This window comes from Qipengyuania marincola (assembly GCF_029688625.1).
In the GTDB taxonomy this organism is placed as follows: domain Bacteria; phylum Pseudomonadota; class Alphaproteobacteria; order Sphingomonadales; family Sphingomonadaceae; genus Qipengyuania.
In genome coordinates, this window is the sequence record NZ_JARULC010000002.1 from 469,159 (window position 1) to 489,601 (window position 20,443).

25 protein-coding genes are annotated in these 20,443 nt (G+C 63.7%); 8 read left to right on the top strand and 17 right to left on the bottom strand.

The genetic code is table 11. From position 1 onward, the window contains the following. Positions 1-4 precede the first annotated feature (4 nt). The 11 genes from P8Q88_RS07535 to P8Q88_RS07585 all read right to left on the bottom strand — a co-directional run bounded on the left by P8Q88_RS07535 (position 5) and on the right by P8Q88_RS07585 (position 7,786). The gene (locus P8Q88_RS07535) at positions 5-364 is read right to left on the bottom strand and encodes a HesB/IscA family protein (RefSeq protein ID WP_278323232.1); all 360 of its coding nucleotides are present in this window, start codon (positions 362-364) and stop codon (positions 5-7) included. Beyond that, on the bottom strand, positions 364-882 hold the full coding sequence (locus P8Q88_RS07540) for an SUF system Fe-S cluster assembly protein (RefSeq protein WP_278323233.1): 519 nt from the start codon (positions 880-882) through the stop codon (positions 364-366). Before P8Q88_RS07540 ends, P8Q88_RS07535 begins: the two co-directional genes overlap by 1 nt. After that, positions 879-2,108: an aminotransferase class V-fold PLP-dependent enzyme gene (locus P8Q88_RS07545; RefSeq protein WP_278323234.1), complete on the bottom strand. Its 1,230-nt coding sequence runs from the start codon at positions 2,106-2,108 to the stop codon at positions 879-881. Before P8Q88_RS07545 ends, P8Q88_RS07540 begins: the two co-directional genes overlap by 4 nt. Next, the gene (locus P8Q88_RS07550; protein WP_278323235.1) at positions 2,105-2,863 is read right to left on the bottom strand and encodes a SufD family Fe-S cluster assembly protein; all 759 of its coding nucleotides are present in this window, start codon (positions 2,861-2,863) and stop codon (positions 2,105-2,107) included. The genes P8Q88_RS07545 and P8Q88_RS07550 overlap by 4 nt, the downstream gene beginning before the upstream one ends. After that, positions 2,860-3,252, bottom strand: a complete 393-nt coding sequence (locus P8Q88_RS07555; protein ID WP_278323236.1) for a hypothetical protein — start codon at positions 3,250-3,252, stop codon at positions 2,860-2,862. Before P8Q88_RS07555 ends, P8Q88_RS07550 begins: the two co-directional genes overlap by 4 nt. Continuing rightward, complete coding sequence (gene sufC / locus P8Q88_RS07560) at positions 3,249-3,995, bottom strand: Fe-S cluster assembly ATPase SufC (RefSeq protein ID WP_278323237.1); 747 nt, start codon at positions 3,993-3,995, stop codon at positions 3,249-3,251. The genes P8Q88_RS07555 and sufC overlap by 4 nt, the downstream gene beginning before the upstream one ends. Continuing rightward, positions 3,996-4,535 carry an endonuclease domain-containing protein gene (locus tag P8Q88_RS07565; protein ID WP_278323238.1) on the bottom strand — a complete coding sequence of 180 codons (540 nt, stop codon included), beginning with the start codon at positions 4,533-4,535 and terminating at the stop codon, positions 3,996-3,998. Then, the gene (locus P8Q88_RS07570; RefSeq protein ID WP_278323239.1) at positions 4,532-4,861 is read right to left on the bottom strand and encodes a hypothetical protein; all 330 of its coding nucleotides are present in this window, start codon (positions 4,859-4,861) and stop codon (positions 4,532-4,534) included. Before P8Q88_RS07570 ends, P8Q88_RS07565 begins: the two co-directional genes overlap by 4 nt. Further along, a complete protein-coding gene (sufB, locus tag P8Q88_RS07575; protein ID WP_278323240.1) occupies positions 4,858-6,339 on the bottom strand; it encodes a Fe-S cluster assembly protein SufB in 1,482 nt (493 codons plus the stop codon). The genes P8Q88_RS07570 and sufB overlap by 4 nt, the downstream gene beginning before the upstream one ends. Then, positions 6,336-6,746, bottom strand: coding sequence for an SUF system Fe-S cluster assembly regulator (locus tag P8Q88_RS07580; RefSeq protein WP_278323241.1), 411 nt, complete (start codon positions 6,744-6,746; stop codon positions 6,336-6,338). Before P8Q88_RS07580 ends, sufB begins: the two co-directional genes overlap by 4 nt. Positions 6,747-6,847: 101 nt before the next feature. Beyond that, the gene (locus tag P8Q88_RS07585; RefSeq protein ID WP_278323242.1) at positions 6,848-7,786 is read right to left on the bottom strand and encodes a helix-turn-helix transcriptional regulator; all 939 of its coding nucleotides are present in this window, start codon (positions 7,784-7,786) and stop codon (positions 6,848-6,850) included. Positions 7,787-8,103: 317 nt separating this feature from the next. On the opposite strand from P8Q88_RS07585, the gene P8Q88_RS07590 reads away from it, so the two are divergent. From P8Q88_RS07590 to P8Q88_RS07600, 3 genes are all read left to right on the top strand, one after another. Continuing rightward, positions 8,104-9,138, top strand: a complete 1,035-nt coding sequence (locus P8Q88_RS07590) for a quinone-dependent dihydroorotate dehydrogenase (protein ID WP_278323243.1) — start codon at positions 8,104-8,106, stop codon at positions 9,136-9,138. Between the two features lie 9 nt (positions 9,139-9,147). Further along, positions 9,148-10,857 (top strand): gamma-glutamyltransferase, encoded by a 1,710-nt coding sequence (ggt, locus tag P8Q88_RS07595; protein WP_278323244.1) that lies wholly within the window; start codon positions 9,148-9,150, stop codon positions 10,855-10,857. A 96-nt stretch (positions 10,858-10,953) separates the two neighbouring features. Then, positions 10,954-12,756: an AMP-dependent synthetase/ligase gene (locus tag P8Q88_RS07600; RefSeq protein WP_446532541.1), complete on the top strand. Its 1,803-nt coding sequence runs from the start codon at positions 10,954-10,956 to the stop codon at positions 12,754-12,756. On the opposite strand, the gene P8Q88_RS07605 is transcribed toward P8Q88_RS07600, so the two are convergent. From P8Q88_RS07605 to P8Q88_RS07620, 4 genes are all read right to left on the bottom strand, one after another. Beyond that, entirely contained in the window at positions 12,753-13,244 is a 492-nt protein-coding gene (locus P8Q88_RS07605) for a hypothetical protein (RefSeq protein ID WP_278323245.1), read from the bottom strand. The two genes, P8Q88_RS07600 and P8Q88_RS07605, sit on opposite strands and share 4 nt — an antisense overlap. A 3-nt stretch (positions 13,245-13,247) precedes the next feature. After that, positions 13,248-13,775, bottom strand: a complete 528-nt coding sequence (locus P8Q88_RS07610) for a hypothetical protein (protein WP_278323246.1) — start codon at positions 13,773-13,775, stop codon at positions 13,248-13,250. Between the two features lie 64 nt (positions 13,776-13,839). Continuing rightward, complete coding sequence (gene thiS, locus P8Q88_RS07615) at positions 13,840-14,817, bottom strand: sulfur carrier protein ThiS (protein WP_278323247.1); 978 nt, start codon at positions 14,815-14,817, stop codon at positions 13,840-13,842. Between the two features lie 10 nt (positions 14,818-14,827). After that, on the bottom strand, positions 14,828-15,232 hold the full coding sequence (locus P8Q88_RS07620; RefSeq protein WP_278323248.1) for a MerC domain-containing protein: 405 nt from the start codon (positions 15,230-15,232) through the stop codon (positions 14,828-14,830). A 144-nt stretch (positions 15,233-15,376) separates the two neighbouring features. Between P8Q88_RS07620 and P8Q88_RS07625 the strand changes: the two genes are divergently transcribed. From P8Q88_RS07625 to rpsI, 5 genes are all read left to right on the top strand, one after another. Next, on the top strand, positions 15,377-16,402 hold the full coding sequence (locus tag P8Q88_RS07625) for a COX15/CtaA family protein (protein WP_278323249.1): 1,026 nt from the start codon (positions 15,377-15,379) through the stop codon (positions 16,400-16,402). Beyond that, positions 16,399-16,722: a divalent-cation tolerance protein CutA gene (cutA, locus tag P8Q88_RS07630; protein ID WP_278323250.1), complete on the top strand. Its 324-nt coding sequence runs from the start codon at positions 16,399-16,401 to the stop codon at positions 16,720-16,722. The genes P8Q88_RS07625 and cutA overlap by 4 nt, the downstream gene beginning before the upstream one ends. 3 nt (positions 16,723-16,725) lie before the next feature. Beyond that, complete coding sequence (locus tag P8Q88_RS07635) at positions 16,726-17,463, top strand: hypothetical protein (protein ID WP_278323251.1); 738 nt, start codon at positions 16,726-16,728, stop codon at positions 17,461-17,463. Positions 17,464-17,629: 166 nt separating this feature from the next. Further along, entirely contained in the window at positions 17,630-18,109 is a 480-nt protein-coding gene (gene rplM, locus P8Q88_RS07640; RefSeq protein ID WP_278323252.1) for a 50S ribosomal protein L13, read from the top strand. Continuing rightward, positions 18,109-18,633 carry a 30S ribosomal protein S9 gene (rpsI, locus tag P8Q88_RS07645; RefSeq protein ID WP_278323253.1) on the top strand — a complete coding sequence of 175 codons (525 nt, stop codon included), beginning with the start codon at positions 18,109-18,111 and terminating at the stop codon, positions 18,631-18,633. Before rplM ends, rpsI begins: the two co-directional genes overlap by 1 nt. A 73-nt stretch (positions 18,634-18,706) precedes the next feature. On the opposite strand, the gene P8Q88_RS07650 is transcribed toward rpsI, so the two are convergent. Continuing rightward, positions 18,707-19,567, bottom strand: coding sequence for a metallophosphoesterase family protein (locus P8Q88_RS07650; RefSeq protein WP_278323255.1), 861 nt, complete (start codon positions 19,565-19,567; stop codon positions 18,707-18,709). Then, positions 19,557-20,414, bottom strand: a complete 858-nt coding sequence (locus P8Q88_RS07655; RefSeq protein WP_278323256.1) for an acylglycerol kinase family protein — start codon at positions 20,412-20,414, stop codon at positions 19,557-19,559. The genes P8Q88_RS07650 and P8Q88_RS07655 overlap by 11 nt, the downstream gene beginning before the upstream one ends. Between the last annotated feature and the right edge of the window lie 29 nt (positions 20,415-20,443).

Genomic DNA, 20,443 nt, shown 5'->3' on the forward strand with positions numbered 1-20,443 from the left:
TGTTTCATACCATGAAACTCTCGCCGCATCCACAAGCGCCCTTGGCATTAGGATTGTCGAACACGAAACCGGCGGTGAAGTCGTCCTCCACCCAGTCCATCGTGCTGCCGATCAAATAGAGCACGCTGGCGCTGTCGATGTAGAAGATGCCGCCGGGCGTTTCGATCTTCTCGTCGAACTTGGCCTCTTCGGTTACGTAATCGACCGAATAGGCGAGGCCCGAGCAGCCCCGCCGCGGCGTGGACAGCTTCACGCCGATGGCGTCGTCGGGCGCCTTCGCCATCAGGTCGGCAACGCGCTGCTCGGCACGCTCGGTCAGGATGACGGCGGCCTTGGGAGCGGGGCTGGTTTTCGTATCGGTCATCAGAGCATTCCCAGTTCGAGACGCGCCTCGTCGGTCATCTTGTCCGGACCCCAGGGCGGGTCCCAGACGAGGTTGACCTCGGCATCGCGCACGCCGGGCACGCTGGCGGCGCGCAGTTCAACCTCGCCGGGCATGGTCTCGGCGACCGGGCAGTGCGGCGTGGTGAGAGTCATGGTGACGGTCACGTCGCTCTCGTCGTCGACCTCGACCCCGTAAATCAGGCCGAGATCGTAGATGTTCACCGGGATTTCCGGGTCGTAGATTTCCTTCAGCGCCGCGACCACGGCCTCGTAGAGATCGCCGCCGGGCGCGCCCGCGGGCACGTTCTCGGGCTTTTTCTGCAGGAAACCCTCGAGATAATCGCGCTTGCGCTCCATGCTCTCACGGGGAGACTCTTCGGCATCCACCGCATCTTCCACGCGAGCGCGTTTCGGCTTTTGGGGCGGCGTGCCCACGACGGTGTCCGCCGGTGAGGGGGCCGCGATGAAATCCTGGTCGTTGTTCGTTTCTTCGCTCATCCGAAGATCCTCTGGGTGCGTTCGATGCCGCGCATCAGGGCGGCGATATCGCTTTCGTCCGAATAAAGCCCGAAGCTCGCCCGGGCGGTGGCGGGGACGCCGAGATGCTCCATCAGCGGCTGCGCGCAGTGATGGCCGGCGCGGATCGCGACATTCTCTTCGTCCAATATGGTGCCGAGGTCGTGGGGGTGAACCCCTTCCATGGCGAAACTGACGATGCCTGCGCTTTCCTCCGGCCCGAACAGGGTGACCGAGTTGACGTTGCGCAGTTCTTCGCGCAGCTGGTTCGCCAGCGCCGCCTCATGCGCGAAGAGGCGATCGGGGCCGCGGGCTGCGACATAATCGATCGCGGCATGAAGCGCGATCGCCTCGGTAATCATCGGCGTGCCCGCCTCGAAGCGCTGCGGCGGCGGGGCATAGGTGGTCTTTTCGAACGTGACCTTGTCGATCATCGCACCGCCGCCTTGCCACGGCGGCATCGCGTCGAGGATGTCCTCGCGCGCCCACAGTACGCCAATGCCCGTGGGGCCGTAGAGCTTGTGGCCCGACCATGCATAAAAATCGCAATCGAGCGCCGCCATGTCGAGCGCCATGCGTGGCGCGGCCTGACAGCCATCGAGCAAGATCTTCGCGCCGACCGAGTGGGCGAGGTCCGCGGCCCTGCGGCCGTCGAGCACGCTGCCGAGCACATTCGAGACATGCGCGAGCGACACCAGCCTGGTGCGCGGGGTCAGCAGTGCCTCCAGCGCGCCGAGATCGATTCGGTGGTCCTCGGTGAGCGGGCAGACATCGATATGCGCGCCAGTTCTTTCGGCCACCATTTGCCAGGGCACGATGTTGGAATGATGCTCCAGTGTCGAAAGGACGATCCGGTCACCCTCACCGATGTGCGTCATGCCCCAGCTGTCCGCGACCAGATTGATCGCCTCGGTCGCGCCGCGAACGAAGACGACTTCATTATCGCTCCGCGCACCCATGAAGTCTGCGACCCGGCGGCGCGCAGCTTCGTAGCCCAGCGTCATCTGCGCCGAGCGGCCATAAACCCCGCGGTGTACCGTCGCGTAATCGCGCCCGAGCGCGCGGCTCATCGCGTCGATCACCGCCTGCGGTTTCTGCGCGGTCGCGGCGGTATCGAGGTAGTGCCACGGTTCACCGTCCGGCGTCAGCAGGCCGGGAAAGTCCGCCCGCTGTGCCGTGGCATGCGTTAGGGTTGCCGTATTGCTCACAGGTTCCTGTCCACCTTGGCCAGTGCCACTTCCATCAGCTCTTCTCGCAGGTCTTCGTTATCGAGATTGACCAGCGCATCGCCAAGGAAGGCTTGGGCGAGCAATCGCTGCGCAAGTTCGGGCGCCACGCCGCGAGCGGCCATGTAGAAACGCGCGTTCTCATCCATCTGGCCGACGCTGGCGCCATGCGCGCATTTCACGTCGTCGGCGAAAATCTCAAGCTGCGGCACGGCATTCACGCTCGCGCCCTTTTCCAGCAGCAAGCCCTTGAAATCCTGCGCCGCATCGGTCTTCTGCGCGTCGCGCACCACGTCGATCCGGCCGAGGAAATTGCCGGTGCCATGACCCCAATGGACCGCGCGAACGACCTGGTTGCTGGTCGCATCGGGCTCCGCATGGGTGACATGGGTGACGAACTCGCGCACGGTTTCGCGCCCGCCGACAGTGATGCCGCCAAGCTCGAAATGCGCGCCCTTATGCAGCATCACCTCGATTTCGAGCCGTGCGAATTCGGCCGAGGCGAGCACGGCGAATAGCTCGCAGGTCGCGCCCTCGCCCACGGTAACCCGCCAGCGGTGCAGTTCGGTCGGTCGCGTCTTTTCGCCATCGGCGATGACGAGCGTATCGCGAAAACTCTCACCGGCGGCCACATCGATGGTGCGCCAGTTGTCGAGGGAGACGCCTTGCAGGCGTTCGACCCGCGAATAGCGCCACGCTTCGTCCTTGCGGGTGGGAAGATCTGCGACTTCGCTCATAGCTCGCTCGCCCGGCTTTGCGCGAGGCGCAGGATTGCGGTCTTGTGATAGGCGTCCATGCAGGGGATTGCCGTCTCACTCAGCGCCACGACCTGCGCCTGCTTTTCCTTGCGCGCGATGTCCGAGCCCATGATTTCGTCGATCTGCGGCGCCAGTGGGCCCATGCAGGTCAGCATCGAGCCGCAGCGGATGGCATCGACCATCTTATCTCCGCTGCTGGTCTTGGTGCGGCAGGTCAGTTCGCCCTCGATTTTGGCCAGGCCGCCCTTCCAGTCGTGCATCCGCTCTCCGATGACGACGATCTGCTCCTCGACCTCGTTCTGTGACTCGGGCGGTGCTTCGGCGATTGCAGCGCTCTGCATCAGGAAGAAGATTGCAAGCGTCTTCATGCCGCCATCACCGCGTCGTAACCCTCTTCCTCGAGGCGCACGGCCAACTCTGGCCCGCCCGTCTGGACGATCCGGCCCTGCGACAGGATGGAGACCTTGTCCGGCTTCACCACTTCGAGCAGGCGCTGGTAGTGGGTGATCAGCAGCACGGCCTTGTCGGGGCTGCGCATGATCGAATTGATGCCCTCGCCCACGACACGCAGCGCATCGATATCGAGGCCGGAGTCGGTTTCGTCCAGCACGGCGAATTTCGGGTCGAGAATGCCCATCTGGACCATCTCGGCGCGCTTCTTCTCGCCGCCGGAAAAGCCGACGTTGACGTGGCGCCTGAGCATTTCCGGATCGAGCTTGAGCAGCGCCGATTTTTCCTTGGCGAGCTTGAGAAATTCACCGCCGGTCAGCGGTTCTTCCCCACGCGCCTTGCGCTGCGAATTGAGCGCCTCGCGCAGGAACTGCACATTGGAAACGCCGGGAATTTCGACCGGGTACTGGAAGCCCAGGAACAGCCCCGCTGCCGCACGCTCATGCGGTTCCATGTCGAGCAGGTCCGCGCCGTTGAAGCGCACGCTGCCACCGGTCACTTCGTAGCCCGGGCGGCCGCCGAGCACATAGGACAGCGTGGACTTGCCCGCGCCATTGGGGCCCATGATCGCATGGACCTCGCCCGCGGGCACGGTCAGCGAGAGGCCGTTGAGGATGGTCTTGCCGTCGATCTCGGCAGTGAGGTTTTCGATTTCGAGCATTTACCTGTCGTTCCTGCGCGGACCGCCAGTGCGGTTCGGGCGCGAATAGTGCTGGTTGGGATTGGCCTCGCGATGGGCGCGGGCCCGGGCTTTCTTGTCGGCGATCCGCTCGCGCATCACGAGCGTGAGGCGCTGAAGCACATCGTCCATGTTCTGGAGGATTTCGGCGGCGGGAATGCGCATCACGCGGATGTCGACCGCCTCGAGGCTCTTGTCGCGGCGCTTGGCGAGCGTTTCGTCCGCATCCTCCTCGTCGATCATCACGGCGAGGCCGAGATTGTGGCAGTTGAAATCGACGATCGCGCTGCCGACCACGGCATGGCGCGTGAATTTGTAGCGACCCATGTCGGCCTCGGCGAATTTCTTCGCCAGCGCCTTGTGCGCCGGTGTCGAATGCCGCCGCTTCTCGCGCGCCATGTCATGCAGCGCGTCGAGCCGCTTCTCGGAGATTTCCCACCCGCGGCCCTTCTTCTTGAGAGCGGGCGCAGCGTCGGTGTCCTCGGACGGATCGCGGAGCTGGAGGGTCTTGCGGTCGTTCATTGCCAATTCCCCTCTCCCGTAGCGAGTTTGCGAAAAGCGAAATCCTTCAACTCACTTTGATGGATCTCAAAGAACTCCATCATCTCGCTATCGTCAGCGCTGAACTTTCGATCGAACATTTCTTCGACATTGTAGCGAGAGTAAGCGTCCATTGAGCGACTGCAGCCCTCGATCGCCATTGCCGCACGCTGCTGGTCAGTTTCCCCCACCGGCGCCGCATTCTGAAAACAGTCCTCGATCTCGGCCAGAAGAACCGAGCGCTCGTCCGAAGCGCTTCCGCAAGCTGAAAGAATAAGGACGGCAGAAAGAGATAGCGGCGTCCTCACCCCACACTCCCCTCGAGCGAAATCGCCAGCAGCTTCTGCGCCTCGACCGCGAACTCCATCGGCAGCTCTTTCAGCACCTCTTTCGCGAAGCCGTTGACGATGAGCGCCATCGCTTCCTCGTCGTCGAGGCCGCGCTGCATGGCGTAGAACAGCTGGTCGTCGCTGATCTTACTGGTGGTCGCCTCGTGCTCGATCTGGGCGGTCGGGTTCTTCACCTCGATATAGGGCACGGTGTGCGCGCCGCACTGGTCGCCGATCAGCAGGCTGTCGCATTCGGTGCGGTTGCGCACGCCGTCGGCATTGGCCGCCACGCGCACCATGCCGCGATAGGTATTGTCGCTCTTGCCTGCCGAAATGCCCTTGGAGATGATCGTCGAGCGGCTGCCCTTGCCGTTGTGGATCATCTTGGTTCCGGTATCGGCCTGCTGGTAGTTGTTCGTCACCGCAACCGAGTAGAACTCTCCTACGCTGTCTTCGCCATTGAGGACGCAGCTGGGATATTTCCACGTCACGGCGCTGCCGGTTTCGACCTGCGTCCAGCTGACCTTGCTGCGCGCACCCTGGCACAAGGCGCGCTTGGTGACGAAATTGTAGATCCCGCCGACGCCTTCGGAATTGCCCGGATACCAGTTCTGGACGGTCGAATATTTGATCTCGGCATCTTCCATCGCGACCAGCTCGACCACCGCGGCATGCAGCTGGTTCTCGTCCCGCATGGGGGCGGTGCAGCCTTCGAGATAGCTGACGTAACTGCCCTTTTCCGCGACGATCAGCGTGCGCTCGAACTGGCCGGTGTTCTCCGCATTGATGCGGAAATAGGTGCTCAGCTCCATCGGGCAGCGAACGCCTTCTGGCACGTAGACGAAGGTACCGTCGGAAAAGACCGCGCTGTTGAGCGTGGCGAAATAATTGTCGTGCTGCGGCACCACCTTGCCGAGCCACTTCTTCACAAGGTCCGGATATTCGCGGATCGCCTCGCTGATGGAGAGGAAGATGACGCCCGCGCGCTTCAGCTCCTCGCGGAAGCTGGTGGCGACGCTGACGCTGTCGAATACGGCATCGACGGCGACCTTCTTGGCGCCCTTTACGCCGGCCAGCACTTCCTGTTCGCCCAGTGGGATGCCGAGCTTATCGTAGACGCGCTTGATCTCGGGATCGAGGTCGTCGAGCGAATCGAGCTCGACCTTCTTCTTCGGCGCTGCGTAGTAATAGGCGTCCTGATAGTCGATCTCGGGATAGCCGAGCTTTGCCCAGTTCGGCTCTTCCATCTCCTGCCACAGACGGAAAGCCTTGAGCCGCCAGTCGAGCATCCACTCGGGCTCGCCCTTCTTGGCCGAGATGAACCGGACGGTGTCCTCGTTCAGGCCCTTCTCGGCAAACTCGGTCTCGATGTCCGACGACCACCCGTGCTCATATTCGGCCACCTTGTCGGCAGCTTCCCGCGCTTCGCGGTCCTGAATATCGACGTCTTCGCTCATGCCATTTCTTCCATACGTGCCAGCTGCGTCAGCGGGATGGCCGCCAGCGCGCCGCGCAATGCTTCGTTGACGAGAGGCCAGTGCGGTTTGACCGCGCAATCATGCGCCACCGTGCAATCGCCACCATCGATGCAGGCGGTGAGCGCGATCGGCCCTTCCACCGCCTCGACGATATCGGCGACGCTGATGGCCGCCGCCGGACGGGCCAGCTGCAATCCGCCGCCCGCACCGCGGGTCGAGCGGATGAGCCCGGCTGCCGACAACCTGCTCACCAGCTTCTGCACAGTCGGGACGGGCAAGCCGGTTTCGTTCGCCAGCTCGGCCGCGTTCGTCCGCTCGCCTCCGCAATGGCGCGAGGCCGCGCACATCGTGACGACCGCATAATCTGCAAGATTGGAGAGGCGCATAGCTCAACCGCGTTAAATCGGACCAAATCGTTCCGATTGGCGAGCTAAGGGTCCGAAGCCCTGTTTTCAACGAATTTCCGCTAGTTGCGAGTCGTTAGCAGTTACGCGGGATCCTTGCCGAGCTGCCTGGCTTCGCCCGAGCCGAACAGGTCGACCGAGCCATAGCCCTGGGGGCCGAGCATGTCGTGGACCGGAGAATTGCCTTCGGGCATGAGCCGTTTCGGCGTGCGGCCAGTGAAGAAGCGCAGTTCCTTGATCAGATGCGCCTGGTCATAGAAAGCCTCGCGGATGTCGGCTTCCACTTCGTCCGACAATTCGGGAAGCGACAACAATGTCGCCGCGCGGACGGCGCGATAGCGACGGACGAGCCGCACTGGCGATTGGCCGAAGAATTGCGAAACGAGGCGCTGCACCTGCCGCTTCGAATAGGGCAGGCTGTCATAGAGTTCCTCGAGATCGGGACGAAACGAGGCGGAAAGCCACTGCAGCGTGCGGTCGATAACCTGAAGATGGGCCTCCGGCAGCTCCTTGATGCTGTGACGAACGATCGCAGCCATTTCGTCGAGGATGGATGTGTCGTCCAGCTCTCCATCGCGCCAACGCTGTGCGAGACCCTCGAATTGCTGCGCCGCGTCCGTGTCGAGCACGCGATCCGCATCGAGAAAGCTGTCGTGACATTCGTTGACGGCGAGACCGGTCATCGCCGCCCAGCCGCGGAAATTCAGCGACACGCCGAACATCGTTGCCGGCCCGCGGATGTGGAAGTCTCGTGCCTGGCAAAGCGGAGCCAGAAAGAAGGCATCGCGCGTTTCTGCGACCTCTCCGTGATCGAACTTCATTCGCCCCACGCCTTCGACAAAGGCCGTCATCTGACCGGAATAGGCGGGCAGAACGTCCACCAGATCGCCTTCCCCGCACCGCCAGATGTAGAGCGAATTGAGATAGGGAGCGAGATCCTCGGGCGCGGCGATGAAGGTGAAGGCGTGCTGCCCCTTGCCAGCCTCGCCGACCGAATCCCCGTTTGCTCCAATGTCGCTCATCGCAATTTTTGTATAAAAACGACAATTGAATGGCGCAACCCGAATGCGATAAATGCATCCGCAGCGGATCTGATCGGATTTTCGAGAAAAGAGGGGCGGCCCTGTTAGGAGCCGCCCCTTGTAGTCGAGAACTCGTCGCAATCTCGCTCCGAGCCCTTCGGGTCGCATGAGTGTGATAGGCCGAGTCTATTACAGTTGATTGTATGCAAGCGACACTTTCGCAAAAAACGTGATTTCCCGGCGGTAAGATTCGCTATTCCCAGTGGCTGGCACTTGGAATCTCGACAAGGCAGGGGGGCTTCGTCATAGGCCGCACCATGCTTTTCGACCTTGCTCGGCCGGCCCTTTTCCTGCTCGACCCCGAGCGCGCCCACCGCCTCACGATTCGCGTGCTGGCTGCAGCGCCGTGGCGCGCGGCGAGCGTTTCAGGATCGTCGCCTCTCTCTATCCGCGTGGCCGGGCTCGACTTTCCCAATCCGCTCGGCATGGCGGCAGGCTTCGACAAGGATGCCGAGGTGCCCGACCAATTGCTGGGGCTGGGGTTCGGTTTCACCGAGGTCGGATCGATCACGCCCCGCCCTCAGGCCGGCAACCCCAAGCCGCGCCTGTTCCGCCTCGTAGAAGATCGCGCGGTCATCAATCGAATGGGCTTCAATAATGGCGGCGCGGCGAGCGCTCGCGAACGGCTGGCAGCGCGCGCCGGCCGCGGCGGAATCGTCGGGATCAATATCGGCGCGAACAAGGATAGCGAGGACCGGACCGCGGACTATGCGGCACTCACCCGCGTCATGGCGCCGCTTGCCTCCTATCTGGCTGTCAATATCTCCAGCCCGAACACGCCCGGCCTGCGAGCATTGCAGGATCAAGGCGCGCTGACCGGATTGCTCGATGCCGTCCTCGATGCACGTGGTGAAGCCGGGCCGCCGGTCTTCCTCAAGGTTGCGCCCGACCTCGAGCCCGCCGACATCGACGCGATTGCCCGCATCGCGCTGGACAAGGGGCTTGGCGCGCTGATCGTCTCCAACACCACGATTTCACGGCCGCCGCTTGCTTCGCGCGACGCAGGCGAAACGGGTGGCCTGTCGGGCGCACCGCTGCGCGATCTTGCCCAGCAGCGCCTGCGCGATTTCCGCAAGGCAACCGGAGGAGGCTTGCCGCTGGTCGGCGTCGGCGGAATCGCGAGCGCCGAGGATGCCTGGGCGCGGATCAGGGCCGGTGCGAGCCTTGTCCAGCTCTACAGCGCAATGGTTTACGAGGGACCCGGATTACCGCGCCGGATCGTGAAGGGTCTGGAGCGACTGATGGTGCGCGATGGCTTTGCATCGATTGCCGAAGCTGTCGGAACCGAATAGCACCACCGCATGATCCGCGCCTTCCTTGCCCCCTTCGCCGTTCTCGCCCTTGCTGGCTGCGCAACCGTTCCGGCCGCTTCACCGGCCGAGGTCCCGGCCGCCCCCGTCGGCTACGTGAGCGCCGCAGACCCGCGAGCACAGGAAGCGGGCGAGGCAATCCTGCTTCAGGGTGGGTCGGCCACCGATGCGGCGATCGCCACGATGCTTGCCCTTACCGTGGTCGAACCTCAGAGTTCGGGCATCGGCGGCGGCGGCTTCATGCTGCGCGGCACTCCCGAGGGGGGCGTGACCAGCTATGACGGACGCGAGACCGCTCCGGCGGCTGCTACACCCGACTGGTTCCTGACCCCAAGTGGCGAGGTTCCGCCCTTCATGGAGTCGGTCCGCAGCGGTCTGAGTGTCGGGGTGCCGGGCAATATCGCTCTGGCCGCCAAGGCGCATGCCACCCACGGCAAACTCGCGTGGGCCGCGCTTTTCGAACCCGCTATCGCGCTCGCCCGTGAAGGCTTCGAGATCAATCCGCGAATGCACAACGCGCTCGACAGCGCGCGCAACCGGGCCGCCTTTTCGCAGACAGGGCGGACTCTGTTTTACGATGCCGATGGCGAGCCGCTGCCTGTCGGTACCCGCGTCGTGAACGAAGCGCTGGCTCAGACCTTCGAGCGGCTTGCCGAGGAAGGGCCGGGCGCGTTTTATCGGGGCGATCTGGCGCAAGAAATCGCCGCGACCGTCGCTGCGGACACGCCGCGAACATCCGCAATGACCGTCGACGACATCGCAACCTACGAGGCGAAAGAGCGCGAGGCGCTATGCGGGGGCTATCGCGGCTATCGGGTCTGCTCGATGGGGCCGCCGACATCCGGCGGTGTCGCGGTCCTGCAGATTCTCGGCCAGCTTGAGCGCTTCGACCTGAGCGCGCTTGGCGCGCAAAACCCAGTGACCTGGCACCTCTTCCTCGAATCGCAGCGGCTCGCCTACGCCGATCGCGAACTCTACCTTGCCGACAGCGATTTCGTGTCAGTACCGGTCGCCGGACTGACCGACCCGGCCTATCTCGCGACGCGTTCGGCGCTCATCTCGACCGATCGCGCCATGACCGATGTGGTTGCGGGCACGCCGGCGGGCGCGCCGATGGCACAGGCGGATGGAAACGAGCCGGAAGAACATGGCACGACTCATTTCGCTGTGGTGGACAGCAGTGGAACGATGGTCAGCTATACCTCGACCATCGAAGGCTCGTTCGGATCGGGCCTGATGGCGGGCGGCTTCTTCCTCAACAACGAATTGACCGATTTCAGCCGCGCACCCGAAGTCGACGGGCGCGTTGTGGCCAACCGCGTCGAGGGCGGAAAACGGCCCCGCAGCTCGATGGCCCCAAGTATCGTCTACGACCCTGCGGGCCGGCCCTTCATGGCGGTCGGCGCGGCGGGCGGCGGTACGATTCCGGTGCAGACCGCGCGCAGCATCATCGGCGCGATCGATTTCGGGCTTGATGCGGAAGGCGCGCTGGGCCTGCCCTTCGTCATGGCATTCGGAGACCGGGTACTGCTCGAACAGGGAACCTGGCTCGAAGGGGCCGCAGATGCCTTTCGCGCGCTCGGCCATGGCGAAATCCTGATCCGCGAGGCGCCGGTGAAGGCCGGAGCGATCCTGCGTACGCCCCGGGGCTGGCAGAGCGCGCGCGATCCGCGTCTGGTGGGCCAGCTCGCCACGCCCTGATTGCGCCGGCTGCTTGCCGAAGGCGCATGAGGAGCCTAAGCCGCGCGGCACCGTTGGGTCACAGAACAAAAGAAAATTCACCAGAGGAGCCTGCCTGTGCTGTCCGACATCGATACAGCGAACAACCTGGTCGAACTCTTTCTGAAGCGCGCCGACGAGCGTCCGGACAGGCCCTTTCTGGGGGCGAAAGCCGGTGGCCAATGGCACACCATCAGCTGGGGCGAAGCGGCCGATCGGGTCTGCCTTTTGGCCGAAAACCTGCGATCGCTGGGCCTCAAGGATGGCGACCGCGTGTGTCTGGTGTCGGAGAACCGGCCCGAATGGTGCATCGCCGATCTCGCGATCATGGCGGCGGGCTGCATCACGGTTCCGACCTACATCACCAATACCGAACGCGACCACGTGCACATCCTCGACAATTCGGGCGCCAAGGCGGTCATCGTTTCGACCGAGAAATTGCTGCGCCCCCTGCACGGCGCCCTGCAGGCCTCTGGCGTGGCGGAGCATGTGATCGGCATCGACGATCTTCACCGCCAGCAATCGGGCAGCTTCACCTTTCATACCTGGGACAAGATGCTTGCCGGCGATGCAGCTGCGGCCCGCAATGCCGTCGAGCAGCGCATCGCCTCCGTCAGCCGCGACCAGACTGCGTGCATCATCTATACCAGCGGCACGGGCGGCGCGCCGCGCGGCGTGAAGCAGCATCACGGCGCGATCCTGTGCAACGCGGCCGGGGCGGCAGAAATCCTGAGCGAGGATTTCGGCATCGACGACGACGAGCGCTTCCTCTCCTTCCTGCCGCTCAGCCATGCCTATGAGCATACGGGCGGCCAATACCTGCCGATCGGTGTCGGCGCGCAGATCTATTATGCGGAAGGGCTGGAAAAGCTCGCCAGCAATATCGAGGAAACCAGGCCGACGATCATGGTCGTCGTACCGCGCCTGTTCGAAGTGCTGCGCACGCGGATCATGAAGCAAGTCCAGAAGCAGGGCGGCTTGGCCGAAAAGCTGATGAACACCGCGCTGGAAGTCGGCGAGCGGCGTGCCGAAGGCCGCAAACAGTTCGGCGACGGAGCGAAGGACTTCGTGGTCGGCAAGCTTCTGAAACCAAAGATCCGCCAGCGATTCGGCGGAAGGATGAAGGCGATGGTGTCGGGCGGCGCGCCGCTCAATCCCGAAGTCGGCGTGTTCTTCGAATCCATGGGCCTGACGATGCTCCAGGGCTATGGCCAGACAGAGGCCGGGCCGGTCATCAGCTGCAATCGCCCTGCCGCCGGCATCAAGATGGACACGGTCGGTCCGCCGATGCGCGGCGTCGACATCAAGATCGCCGAGGATGGCGAGATCCTGTGCCGCGGCGAGCTGGTGATGCACGGCTACTGGCAGAACGAGGGCGAGACGCAGCGAACGATCAAGGACGGCTGGCTGCATACGGGCGATATCGGCCATCTCGACGAGAAGGGCCGGATCGTCATCACCGACCGCAAGAAGGACATGATCGTCAACGACAAGGGCGACAATATCGCGCCGCAGAAGGTCGAGGGCATGCTGACGCTCCAGCCCGAAATCGGCCAGGCAATGGTCGCCGGAGACAAGCGGCCCTACATCGTCGGACTGATCGTGCCCGACCCCGAATGGCAGCTCGAATGGTGCCAGGCGCAGGGCAAGAAGTTCGACTGCAAGGAATTGCAGGACCTGCCCGAATTCAAGGCCGCCGTGCGCGCCGCGGTCGACCGCGTGAACAAGGACCTGTCGGTGGTCGAAAAGGTCCGCCAGTTCGCCATCGCCGACGAGCCCTTCACCATCGAGAACGAGGAAATGACTCCCTCGATGAAAATCCGCCGCCACAAGATCAAGGAGCGGTATGGCGAGCGGCTGGACGGGTTGTATCGAGGTTAGGACTTACGCAACTGGTTCAGCAGAACCGGATCGGCCAAGATATTTTGGACATGGTCGCAAATTGAGCGGCTGTCATTGTTTACCTGACGAAAGAGTTCGGCCCTTTCATCAAGCGTCCACATGCGATCCGGAGTTACATCATTCGCATCGCGTGGAAGATGGCGCGTCACGAGAACTTGCTGACCCTCTGAGTCCTTTAGGACGAAGATCGTGGCATGGGCCAAGAGATGTCGCTTCGGCCTGTTTGCCGACCATCTGGTGATCCGCTTTTCCAAAGCCTTCGCCTTCCGATCCCCTGAAGCTTGAAGCCGATTCAGGATTTCATTCAGGCTTGAAAGGCTACCATTCGAAATCGGCAGCCCCAATGCCAAAGAGAGCTGGCCGATGGCTTGTTCTCCGCGAGCGAAGTGATCGAGAACAAGTCCAAGCCAGCCATGCGGCGTAACCCCGGTGTCGATGGGCTTTTCAACCGGCAGCACTTCACTCATCTGTTAAGCCGCCGCTTCCTCGATGAATTCTGGGTAGAAACTCGGCGCGCGGTCGCTCCAGCCGGGGGCTGTCGCGGCGGCTTCGCTCAGGCTTTGCAGCAGCATCTTGCGGCGCTCGGGTCGGATTTGCGGCAGGGCGGCGGCGGCGCAGAAGGCGCTCGGCAGCCACGGCCGCGCATCGGCGGAGATCAGGCGTTCGTAAAGGAAGCGAAAGGCGGAGAAGCTGTCGATCCGCTCCTGCGCCAGGTCGAAGGCGGCGACGCGGGTCAGCTTGCCGACAAACCCCTCGATCGAATCGAAACCCGATTGAGCCGGGATCGACTGGCGCAGCGCCTTCAGCTCCTGATAGGCGACATATTGACTGCGGATCGCGGCATTCTCGCCGGGATTGCGTCCCCAGATGCGAAACGCATCGCAGCGGCCGAGTCCAATATCCAGACTGCGGCGGATATAGCGCTGTTCGGCGGCGGTGAAGCCGGCGAATTCGCGCATTTCGGCAATGGTCAGCGAAGCTTTATTGGTAACGGCCATGATCGGTGCCCCCGTTGTGTCGAGGCGAATGTCACCGAAGATGGTTAACAAGCGGTAAGCGAGATTAAATTAGCCCTGCAAGCGGACTGCTCGGATCGGCATATTTGCGCGTCGCCATGCGCCCGGCGAGGTAGGCATCGCGCCCTGCCTCGACCGCCAGCTTCATGGCCCGCGCCATGCGAATGGGGTCCTTGGCCTCGGCGATGGCGGTGTTCATCAGCACGCCGTCGCAGCCAAGCTCCATCGCCACGGCCGCGTCCGAAGCGGTTCCGACACCGGCATCGACCAATACCGGTACACTCGCGCCTTCCTTGATCAGGCGGATGGTGACGCGGTTCTGGATGCCGAGGCCCGAGCCGATCGGCGCGCCCAGCGGCATCACCGCGACGGCACCCGCATCCTCCAGCTGCTTCGCCGCGATCGGATCGTCGACGCAATAGACCATCGGCAGGAAGCCCTCCTTGGCCAACCTCTCGGTCGCCGTCAGCGTTTCGCGCATATTGGGATAGAGCGTCTTTGCTTCGCCGAGGACCTCCAGCTTCACCAGGTCCCAGCCGCCTGCTTCGCGGGCCAGTCGCAGAGTGCGGATCGCCTCGACGGCGCTGAAGCAGCCGGCGGTGTTCGGCAGGTAGGTGATCTTTTTGGGGTCGATATAGTCGGTCAGCATCGGCGCTTTGGGGTCGCTGACATTCACGCGGCGCACTGCAACCGTCACGATCTCGGCTCCGCTTGCCTCGAGCGCAGCGGCATTCTGCTCGAAATCCTTGTATTTGCCCGTGCCGACGATCAGCCGGCTTTTGAAGGTGCGTCCGGCCACGCTCCAGCCGTCGTCGCCATTGCCCTCGCCACCGCCGACGAAATGGACGATTTCCAGCGTGTCGCCTTCGCTCAAAGCGTGCCTGTCCAGCTCGCTGCGCGGCGCGATCGTACCATTATGCTCGACCGCGACCTTTTCGGGCGCAAGATCGAGCTCGCGCACCAGTTCGGCGATCGTGGTGGCGGATGTGCGGCGGCTTTCGCCGTTGACGGTCAGGGCAATCATGCCGCCCGACTTAGTCCCCGCAGCGCTCCTTGCAAGTCGAGGAATGGACATGCCGCAGATTGAGGATATGGCCGAGCGAGACCAGCGCGACGCCGATAATCGTCAGCACGGCTTCCTTGTAGCCATGCGGTACGGCCAGCGCGGCGCCCATGAAGGTCAGCCCGGTCATGGCGACGACGAACGGCGCGGCCATCCGGTGACGCAGCGCGCCCCAGCCGATGGCAACACCGGCGATCAGCGTCGCCAACAGCAACCCGACCCGGTGAATGTCGGGCGCGAGGAAAAACTGCCCGCCGATCCCCAGGCCCGAAACGAGCACGATCGACAGCAGGCAATGCACCGCGCATGCCCCCGACAGCAGGATGCCGACGCGGTCCAGACGGCGTCGAATCGGAAGGGTGGCGCGCTCGAACATTGCAAATTGCCACTTATGTGACGATGTAACATGTTTCAAGGTCGGAACGGGGAATTTCGCGCATTTCGTCCGTCGCCGTAACCGGCATGCCTCTTGCCCTCTTTGCACTTGCGAAAACCGCGGGTCGCTCGCAGATGGGCGGCCATGCAGGACGCTCATTCGACCCACCGCCCGCGGGCCCTCGCTATCTGGCTGTTCGTGGTGGCCGCCATGGTTGTGCTCATGGTGTCGGTTGGCGGCATCACCCGCCTTACCGAGAGCGGCCTGTCGATCACGCAATGGAAGCCGATCACGGGCACCATCCCGCCACTGACGCAGGATGACTGGCAGGCGGAATTCGACCTGTACAAGACGACTGGCGAATACCGGACCGTGACCGGGCCAGCAGGGATGGATCTTGCCGCATTCAAGTTCATCTTTTTCTGGGAGTGGTTCCATCGGTTGCTCGGCCGACTGATCGGGCTCGCTTTTGCCCTGCCGCTCGCGTGGTTCTGGGTCCGCAACGCCATCCCTCAGGGCTATAAGTGGCGCCTGGTGGCGCTGCTCGCGCTCGGCGGCCTGCAGGGGGTGTTCGGCTGGTTCATGGTCAAGAGCGGGCTGGCGGGCACGATGACCGACGTCAGCCACTTCTGGCTCTCCATCCACCTGCTGACGGCGCTGTTCACGCTTGGCGGCCTGATCTGGACCGCACTCGATCTGCTGCGCCTCCATCGCGGCGAAGGGGGGCCCGCGAGATGGACCGTAACAGCAAGCTGGGTCGGCGCGATTCTCTTCGTCCAGCTCCTCTTGGGCGCCTGGGTGGCCGGGCTCAACGCAGGACATGCGAGCGACAGCTGGCCATTGATGCAGGGGCGCCTCGTTCCGGAATACGATATGTCTAGGGGTGCCCTCTGGGCGCTAACGCACGATCCGTTCCTGCTGCATTTCCTGCATCGCTGGTGGGCCTGGGTCGCCGTGGCCGCACTCGTCGTCATGGCGCGTAGGGTGAAGCCCCTCCAACGGCGCGCGTCGATTGCGATCCATTCGGCCTTCGGGACGCAGATCGTCCTCGGAATTGCGACGGTGATGACCGGCGTCGCTCTCTGGATCGCGGTGGCTCACCAGGTCGTCGGCGCCCTGCTGGTCGCCGCGTTCGCATGGGGCGCGCACATTCTCGGGCGCTCGGCGTGACGGCTCTGATCTACTGTCCCTTTCCCGACAGCGAGACTGCCGAGACTATCGGTGGCGTTTTGCTCGACGAGGGACTGATCGGCTGCATCAACATCGGGGCCCCGATCCGCTCATTGTTTATATGGGACGGGAAGAAGGGCGACGGGACCGAAATCCCGGGTCTGCTGAAAACCGATGCCGCGCTGCTTGAAAAAGCGGTCGCACGCCTTGAGGGCTTGCACCCCTATGATGCGCCCGCAATACTTGGCTGGCGCTGCGACGTGGCAGGAACCGCTACGCAGGCTTGGCTGGGCGCAATCGGCGCATCTTCGGGGGATTAGGGCATGAAAGCGAAGGGCAGACGCGATGTGCTGCAGCGCATCGGCGCTTTCGCGCTCCTGTCGGCAGCGCTGCCGGCTGTCCCGGCCAGTGCGAGCGTCGGGCCTGCGATCCGCACGATTCCGGCGGGCGATTTCCGGCTGACCCGGCGCGTGGCTCGCGCGCTTGTCGATGGGCAGGTGCTCGTCGTGGAGCGGGATTGGTCATTTCGATTTGCGCCGAGCGGACGCGGCATGCAGGCAGCACACTTCTCGCAGGAATGTCGCGTAAATGCGCCGGAAAGCCTCGCAACCCTCGCGCGGATGGAAGAAGCGCGCGATGATGCGGGGCCATTCCCGGCCCTGCTCGATTCTGCCGGTCTGATAGTGTCGAACAGTCCGGCTCCGCGGGGAGCATCGGACGAAGCGATCGCCGAAGCGTTTGCAGCCCTGGGCAAGGTGACGCTTCGATCGGAAGACGTCGCCCATGCGCGCGGCTTTCTCAATACTTTGGCTGGGGCTGCCGGGGCCGCCGTGAGCGCCATTCCGGCAGACCTTTTCTTCCCGGTTTCCGCGACGCGTGAGGAGCAGCGGACAGTTCCGCTGCCCGGCGGCGGGGAAGGGTCTGTCCAGATTAGCCTGAGGAGCAGCGCGCAGCATCCTACCGGCCTGCTCGACAGCATCGAACGCCAGATCAAAACGCGAATCGGCGATGACGAACGAACCTCCAGCGAGCGGTGGACCTTGCAGCAGATTGCGCCCTAGATTTCTCTTGTAGTATTATTTTACCGCATCCGAGTCCCGCAGAATAGCTTGACTTGCGCACCATCGGGCTCCATTTGGCCCCCGCTTCGCGCATGCGGCATTGCCGGATTCGCGGGAACAGGCTGCGCCACGCGCGGCACGAACACTAGACTATGGAAAACCAGCCATGAAGGCTCTCAGCAAAGTGACCCGGTCGGTCAAGCCGTCCGAGGTCGAAAAGAAGTGGCACATCGTCGACGCCGAAGGCCTCGTCGTCGGTCGCCTCGCGGCAATCGTCGCCAATATTCTGCGCGGCAAGCACAAGCCGAGCTACACGCCGCATGTCGACTGCGGCGATCACGTCATCATCATCAATGCCGACAAGGTGAAATTCACCGGCAAGAAGATGACCGACAAGGTCTATTACAAGCACACCGGCTGGGTCGGTGGCATCAAGGAAACGACCCCGGCAAAGGTGCTGGGCGGCCGCTTCCCAGAGCGCGTGCTCGAAAAGGCTGTCGAGCGGATGATCCCGCGCGGGCCGCTGGGCCGCGCCCAGATGCGTGCGCTGCACGTCTTTGCCGGCACCGAGCACCCCTATGACGGCCAGAAGCCCGAAACGCTCGACGTTGCCTCGATGAACCGCAAGAACAAGGCTACCGCGTAATGGCCGACGAAACGAAGAACGACACCGTCTCGGATCTCGCCGATCTGAAGGACATCGCCGCCGACGCGCCGCAGGGCGACGCCGCAGACATCGCTGCCACCGCCGAAGTGCCCCTGCGCGAGCAGGAGCTCGACGCTCAGGGCCGCGCCTACGCCACCGGTCGCCGCAAGGATGCGACGGCTCGCGTCTGGCTGAAGCCCGGCAGCGGCAAGGTCACCGTGAATGGCAAGGACCAGGAAGTGTATTTCGCGCGTCCGACGCTGCGCCTGATTATCGATCAACCCTTCGCCATCACCGAGCGTCAGGGCCAGTACGATGTCGTCGCGACCGTCAAGGGTGGCGGGCTTTCGGGCCAGGCCGGCGCCGTCAAGCATGGCATCAGCCAAGCACTGACCAAGTACGAGCCGACCCTGCGCAGCACGGTCAAGGCTGCCGGCTTCCTGACTCGCGACAGCCGCGTGGTGGAGCGTAAGAAGTACGGCCGCGCCAAGGCACGCCGCAGCTTCCAGTTCTCGAAGCGCTAAAGCCGACAACCGATCTTTTCGGTCACCGAGGAAGGGCGGTCCCGCAATGGGGCCGCCCTTTTCGCATCCATGGTCAATGGACCGGCGGATCGACCGGCGGCACGGCGCCGACTGGCGCAACCGGCTCGCCCTCTCTGCGCGGAGGCATCGCATCCTCCGGCACATCTTCGATCTGCATCGCCGAGGTCTCGAAGTCCTCAAGATTGCGCACGCACACCCGCAGCTCGCTCCCGTCCCACGTAATCTCGTTGAAGCTCGGCGGAGTCGACCTCGTGCGCTGCGAGAGCGTACCGGCGCCAATCATCCGCACCGGGCCGTGGTCGGTATCCTCCATGATGTCGAAAGCATCGTGCACATGGCCCGAAAGGACGGCCTCGACCGGACGCTTCGCCAGCGCACGCAGAGCCTTTTCGCCGTTCTTCGTCAGCGCGGTTCCCTGGGTGCCCACTTCGCGCAAGGGATGATGCACCGTCACCAATGCCCGCTCCCCAGGCGGCAGCGCGTCGATCTTCGCCAGACATTGCCGCAGCGCGGATTCGCTAACCCAGCCCTTCGACCAATTGAGCCTCGGTTGCGCGCGAACCGCTGTCTTCAGCGGCACGATCGCCAGATTGCCGAGATCGAGCGACTTCTCGACCTTCTCCTGCATTCCGCGAAATCGACGATAGGGAGCGAAGAACCGCTCGATCGGATTGAAATAGGGCATGTCGTGATTGCCGACTTCCACGGTCACCGGAACATCGAGAGCGTTGATCCAGCGGGTCGCCGCGGTAAATTCGCGGTGCCGGGCCCGCATGGTCAGGTCCCCGGTGATGGCCACGGCATCGGGTCTCAGCCGCTCGATCTCGTGCTCGACCCACGCGAGCGCGGCGCGATCCTCGAGTCCGAAATGAATGTCCGACAGGTGAAATATGCGGCGAAAGTCAGAACCCATGGTCGGTCGCTAGCAGATCGGCTTCGAATTGTGCGATTTGTATTCTTGCGGTGGATCCCAGGGTCTTGGGTTCCCCGTCGAGCAGCACCTTGATTGGCTCTCCGTCGACATTGGCAATGCTGATTTCGTCGAACAGGCCGAGCCGTTCGTGCGGCCCCTCGCGAAACTGCCGGCGCAGAAGCGCCCAACCCTGCTGGACGTAACCAGCCAGATCATCCGCGCAATAGGCATCGACCTGCAGCCCGCGGGCGCTCGGCGTCAGTTCGATGAGCGGATATCCGCTCTCGCGCCCGCATTGCGGCTGCATCAGGCGCACGCGCGCACCGCCTGTGGTTTCGGCGACAGCTTCGCCAGCCTCCTGCGCAATCCGAGCGATGTCGACGTCGCGCATGGCCTCGCGCACATTGGCCCAGGTCGCTCCCGGACCAGCGAGAAAGCCGGCAAAGGCATCGCCAACCTCGCTCCGGACGACCGAGATGCGAACCGGGCGCGACGCGCCACGCGCCACACGGGCGACTATCTCCTCTCGCGTCGCTCCTTCGCCATGCAGGCGGCCGCTCAGGAGATTCATCGTCCCGCCAGGCAGGACGAGAATTTCCCCCGCCCACCCGGCAAGGGCATGCAACGCCGCATTGGCCGTGCCGTCGCCAGTATGCAGGACCAGCTGCTCGACCCCAGCCGCGTCGAGCGTTGCTGCATCCGGCAAGTCGTCGTCCGGCAGGCGCAGCACGCGATCGCAGCGCATCTCATGCTGATCGAGAAGGTCCTCGAGGTTGCGGATCGACTCCGCGCCGCTGCTCCCGCTTCTCTCGTTCACGATGAGCCAGCTGGAAGGAATCTGCGACATGAATCGCAAGCGCGCGATCGACAGGCTTT